This window comes from Parabacteroides sp. AM58-2XD (assembly GCF_003463685.1).
GTDB classification, from domain to species: Bacteria; Bacteroidota; Bacteroidia; order Bacteroidales; family Tannerellaceae; genus Parabacteroides; species Parabacteroides segnis.
Genome location: NZ_QSDP01000072.1, coordinates 25,771 through 31,798, shown reverse-complemented (window position 1 = coordinate 31,798; position 6,028 = coordinate 25,771). Strand labels below are relative to the sequence as shown.

At 43.3% G+C, this 6,028-nt stretch carries 2 protein-coding genes and 2 pseudogenes; all 4 read right to left on the bottom strand.

Annotated features, from left to right (window positions below):
• Positions 1–841: pseudogene (locus tag DXA15_RS26800) on the bottom strand (secretion protein Por); the annotation flags it as partial.
• A gap of 53 nt (positions 842–894) precedes the next feature.
• On the bottom strand, positions 895–3,084 hold the full coding sequence (locus tag DXA15_RS16730) for an InlB B-repeat-containing protein (RefSeq protein ID WP_233567372.1): 2,190 nt from the start codon (positions 3,082–3,084) through the stop codon (positions 895–897).
• 355 nt (positions 3,085–3,439) lie between these two features.
• A pseudogene (locus tag DXA15_RS16725) lies at positions 3,440–5,349 on the bottom strand (TonB-dependent receptor plug domain-containing protein).
• 93 nt (positions 5,350–5,442) lie between these two features.
• Positions 5,443–5,844 carry a nickel-responsive transcriptional regulator NikR gene (gene nikR, locus DXA15_RS16720; protein ID WP_128134771.1) on the bottom strand — a complete coding sequence of 134 codons (402 nt, stop codon included), beginning with the start codon at positions 5,842–5,844 and terminating at the stop codon, positions 5,443–5,445.
• Between the last annotated feature and the right edge of the window lie 184 nt (positions 5,845–6,028).

Here is a 6,028-nt window from a genome sequence, read left to right as displayed (position 1 = left end):
CCGGTGTGCCTTTCACCACGCTTGTCGTAGTCAGATTGTCCACATCGCGGAAGTCCTGAAGCTGGTTCGACGCCGTGGAGACCGACCATTGCAGGGCGCCGTGCGGGCCAGGGCCGGGACCGGGGTCTTCGCAGTCTGTGATGACGATGGTGTGCCGGTAGGGCGAGTCGTTATAATCGTATGTCTCGACGATCTTGTTCCCATACAGGTCATACAATGTCAACTTGGTGACAGTGTAGACATATGTGCCGATTTCCGTATGTGCTTCGCGGTTGTTGAAATTATGACGTTCGGTCTTGACGATCGGATTCATGCCATAATAATGTTCCGCCGGAGTCACGGAGTATTCAACATCCCAACGTTCAAAGACGATGTCGTCGTGTCCGATCGGGCGGATTTGTACAAAGACAGGAGTTCCATAATTTACGGACGTTGTTGTCTGGTCGTCCACGTCACGGAAGTTAGATTGCTCGTGGGTGGCGGTCGATACCGACCATTGCAAAGCCGGTATTTTAGCTATTGGCTTCGCCTGGATGATCACGGTGTGGGTACAAGTAGCGTTACGATAGATATAAGTGGCAACCTCTACCCCATCCTTGTAGAGGATCAGTTTGCTTACATTATAATAATAGGTTCCTTCCAGCGTATGAGCTTCCCCTTTGTTGAAATCGTAGCGAAGATTTTTTGCGATTGATTCTTCCATCGGATAGTGGTAGTCTGCCGGCGTTGCGGTGTATTCGATGGACCAGCGGTCATAATCTATGTAGTCAAGTTCTATCGGTCTGATCTGGACGTAAACGGGAGTTCCAACCATCACAGAGGTGGTAGAGTTGTTCTCCACATCGTTGAATTCAAATATCTCCGGAGTTGTTTTAGAGACTGACCATTGCAGCTTCAGGGTAGAGTTGGGTTCCCACTGGGCGTACAGGTCGGTATTTTCTGTAATCGTGAAAGTCGCCCCGGCTGGTATGCCGTACCTGTGCCGTCAGCATTCGTCGTCCATCTCAGGAAAATATGGTTCGGACGAATGGGCAAGGCGGTTGCCGGATAGGTGGCGACGGTTACTTTTCCCTCATCATATGAATGCTTATAGGTTTTGTCGGGCTCGAAATTTGAATGATAGGTTACTTCCAAGGCATTTTCTTTCCATATGGCTTTATACATCGCATTCTTCGTCACGGCGGCCGAGCTGACCCAATCTTTTTCTTCCGCATCATCCGTTACCCATTTAACGAACGTCTTACCTTCGGGATGCACCAATTTGTCCGGAGCTGTTGGAGGACTGGATACTTTACCTCCGTTATTGATAACCTTGTAATAATAGGAGGTCTTGCCATCTTCCAGGTTGTAATAATCAGCACCGGCGTAGGTATTGGCCTCCAGACCGGTCCAGTTTCCGCCATTGGCATTAAAACGTACCCAGAGAATTTCGACAGCGCCCGAATCCGAAAAGCCATCACTGGCCGTAATACGGGGATTGCCGTTCTGGTCTTTGCCCATCAGTTCACTCAAAGTAGAGTTATCGACAGTATCATCGGCAAGACCACTTGGCTGTATGTCGGCCAGGCTCTTGTCATTCGGCAGGATCGGTATCGTTTTAATAACACTGTAAAAAGCATCGTTCGCAGTATCCCATCTCGGATCGCCAGCCTTTTTGTTGCCGTAGGCGATAGGTTTAGGATCGGCTATGCCAAAGATATCTTCCAGTTTTTTTTCGACAATATTTGTGCCTGTTTTGGAAGTCCATGAGGTAGATGTTATCGCCGGATATAAATCAATATAGTTGTTATTCAGCGTATAGGAATTCTGATTTCCGCTAATAATATTATTCTTTAAGGAGGCTTTAGCACTGCCGGCAAGTGAAATTCCACCACCAGCATTTCCCAAAGAAGCCGTTCCTTTCAAAGCATTATTCTTGATAACAGTGTTATTTTCGAATACAGCCGTCGCTTTGGTATCGACTTCAACTGCACCACCTCCGTCTGTACCATCTGCAACATACGTACCTTTTCGCTGTTCCCCTCTTGCCACATTACCATAAAATGTATTATTCTTCACCTGCGCATTCAGCAGGTATTGGCCGACAAGAGCAATCGCACCACCCTCATCGAAAGCGGTATTCTCTATAAACGTACTATTTGTTATTTCGACTGCCGGTTTGTTCGGGTAACTTCCTCCTCCATTATGTACATAAAAATAGAGAGCACCTCCATCGGCTGTGTTCCCCAGTTCGCCATAGGAGTCTACCTCATTTCCAACAAACTCACAATTATCTACTATAAACTTCTCAGGATAAGCATCTTTCAATGAGATGACACCACCACCGGCAGCGCCATCTTTTACTGCTGTATTATTCGTATTCTTGTAGAAGCGGCTATTCTTAAAGGAAATAAGATCGGCAATATTCACTGTTACATAAATAATCGCTGAGGCATTCGCCCAAGCACCTTTGGCATAATTATAAGCGAATGTACAGTTTTCCACTTCATAAGAAGTACTTCCCCGCGTATAAATAACTGCCCCACCATTAAACGAATTAGTTATACCTAAAGAGATAAACGATGATTCCTTGATCGTTACTTTCTTGGAAGACACATTTACACCGGCTCCCGGTGGTCTCATTTTAGAAAAAAGACAATTAATTATCTTTAATTCTCCAGGGAAACTACCGGTTACTCCTCCTCCAATATTCGAAGCATCCGGATTCCAGTCTTTTGGAAATTCTCCACCTACCAATTCCGAGTCTTTTACTAATCCGGTAAGAGTCAGGTTTTGAATAGTCAATGTTCCCTCTCCTGATCCGTTGGCTGTAAAATGCTGTTTGTCTAAAGCAGCTTTCAGGGTTTGATTTGCCCCGTCAATAGTGATCTTTGCAGACGAATTGATTGTCAAATCAATAGAAGAAGCCTGCGTGTTAAAGTCCTCCACAAAATCCGCAGTCAGCACAAACACACTATTCTCAACAGCAGTACTGACTTTCGTTTTTAACTCTGCTACCGTATTCACTTCAACCGACGTTTGGGCTATTGCAGGCAACGTCGCCCATAATAGCAACAGAAATAGAACATGTACGATCTTTTTCATAATACATTTACTCATAATTCTAATAAAATAAAGTTCAAAATATCTTCATCCCAAAATCAAAAGGGAATCATCTCCACTCTCTACCGACAGTTAAAAACCATTATCAAATCGAGGCAAATTTATAAATTAAGAATTGTATTGAGCATTAATTTTAATACATTAACTCAGCTTTGAAATACAATGGCAGCATGCTTTACATATCCGCCATTTATGTTTACAAAAAGAACGAAACAACCATGACAACAGGCTCAAAAATTCAATATATGTAATATATTTACATAAAATTTCACTTATAAAAACAAAAGAGACTGCCCCTTTCGAAACAGTCTCTTCCAACAATGTATTTATTATAGACTTAGAACGTCACATCTATCCCTCCCATAAATACCGCTTTCGGCATCGGATAACCTTCGTTAATAGAATATCGGGTAGCCGTCAGATTCTCTCCTTTCACAAACAGTTTCAATCCTTTAGCCTGCGAACCGAAACGGTAAGAAGCACGGGCATTCAATACGGTATAATCTTCTTTCTTATTTTCTTCAGGCTTTTTGATACATATGTATACAGGTCAAAAATAGACTGCACACTCAAATTAAAGGTAAAACGTCCTGGCATATACGTGGCACCAGCATAGAACTTATGTGCCGGAGCCGCCACAATTTCTTTATTCAGATACAGATAACTGTAATTCATATCCAAGTTCAGATTGTTTAGAATCTGATATCCCGCTTCAAACTCAATCCCTTTATTATAAAAACGTTCAATATTCGACAACTGCCCGTTCACCGCCGTAATCATATCTTTCCCTTCAATATAAAAAGCCGTTAGTTCAGCATGCAAACGATTGTCCAAAAAGTACTGCCCCACAGACAGTTCATAACTCAGCATGCTTTCCGGTTTCAAATCCGGATTCGCCTTTGAATAAGGGAGATAAGATATATACAACTCACGCAGTGTCGGACTTCTATATCCTTTCGAAAAAGAACCTTTGATCGTATTGCCCTCAAACGGACGAATCGCAAAACCGGCCTGTGGAACCCATTCGCCTCCATAAGCGCTACTATGTTCGTAACGTACGCCGGCATTCAGGCTCAAAATATCGAAAAGATCCTGCTGCATAATTGCATAACCGGCTACTTCATTGACAGATTTCTTAACAATTTCTCCGACCGGCCCGTTAATCGTATCATTCCAGGCATGCCCTCCCCAATTCTTATAATCGACACCAGCGGTAAATGTATTTCCCTCCACTAAACGGAAAGACTGGTATAACTGAACACCGGTATTATGATCATCCGAATAAAACAGGAATGAGCGCGGGTCGGCATTAACGGCATGGCCGTCATTTATCTTATGGTGTCCCCAGTTATAGAAAACACGTAATGCTCCGCTAGACTTCTCATGATGGTTCTCCAAAGCGAAAGATGTTGTTCCACGAAGAATATGCATGACATGATCCAGCAACGGACTGGTTATCGCACCCGGATCTTCCGTATTATATTTAGCTAAGCTCAAATTTCCAGTTACTTTATATTGGTTATTGATCCGGTATCCCAAATTAGCAAAACCATTTGTAATATCAAATTTGGAATCAGGTCGGTGACCATCTGAACGGTCGTGGTTCACAGAAACGAAACTACTGAAATTTCCGATGTTATAGCCATTATTAATCATGTACTTCTGCGTATTGTACGAACCAAACATAACACGTGCCTGCGTACGACGACCTTCCTGCTTATGCTGGCGGGTGATAATGTTGACTACTCCCCCCATCGCATTTGAACCGTATAATAACGAACCCGGTCCACGGATCACCTCAACCCGTTCAATATCAGAAGCAACGTATGTGTCAGGCAACGAATGTCCAAAAACGCCAGCCCATTGCGGCTGTCCGTCAAACAACATCAACACTTTATTCCCTTGGCCTACTCCACGAATATTTACCGTACCGGCCGACCCGTTTGAAACACCAAATCCAGTAATCCCCTTTTCCGTTACAAACAATCCGGGAACACGCTCCGATAACACCGGTAACAAAGCTGACTCACTGCTAGCCTCTATCTGATTCCGGTCTATCACTGAAATAGTAAGGGGAACACTATTCCGGTTTACCTGTATCTTATTTGCAGAAATCACTACACCCTGCAAATTGATCAGACTATCTATTCCCATCGGTTCACCCGTTTCGACCGGCTCAACCGGCCCGGAGGCAAAGACTGCCGAACCCGCCAGCAATCCTGAAATAAGTAAAAATCCTTTCTTCATCATTTATTCTTGTATAACATTTGTCATCTGTTTCCTCACCCAAGGTAACACCTATTTTAATAATCGTGTTACCCAACCGGCAAAAAAATAGGCTTAATCCGCCCGGCTCATCACCAATTTACCATGTTTAATTCCCTTTATAGCAGTCAGTTTATCAGCCAATTCCGTCAAACGATGGGCCGTACCCATCACAGTTTCGATGTGCAGACAGAAATGCTGATTGATATAATACTGGGAAGACGAGAGTATCACGTCCTGATAGTCTTGCTCGATACCGACAATCTTGGAAGCTATCGCTTTCTTCTCCTGGTCGTACATTATTATAATAGTACCGGCAACGATATGGTTACACTGCCATTTCCTTTCGGCCACGTTCTTTTCTATCAGGAACCGGATGGCCTGCGAACGGTTGGCGAAGCCATTTTCGTCCACATACTTATCCAACGATTCCAACAGATTGTCTTCCAGAGAGACACCAAAACGTTTTATTGCCATATAGTGTTTCATTTATTTCGAGCGGTAAATATACTATTTATTACCGGTACAAAGGTAGTTTGGCAAAAAAGAAATAATGTAATATAAATTACAGATATTATTACCTAGATTACTGATTATACAAAAAAACGGAAGCTGCACCCACTGCAACTTCCGTTCTAACGTTTTTAATCCTCTACTTAAA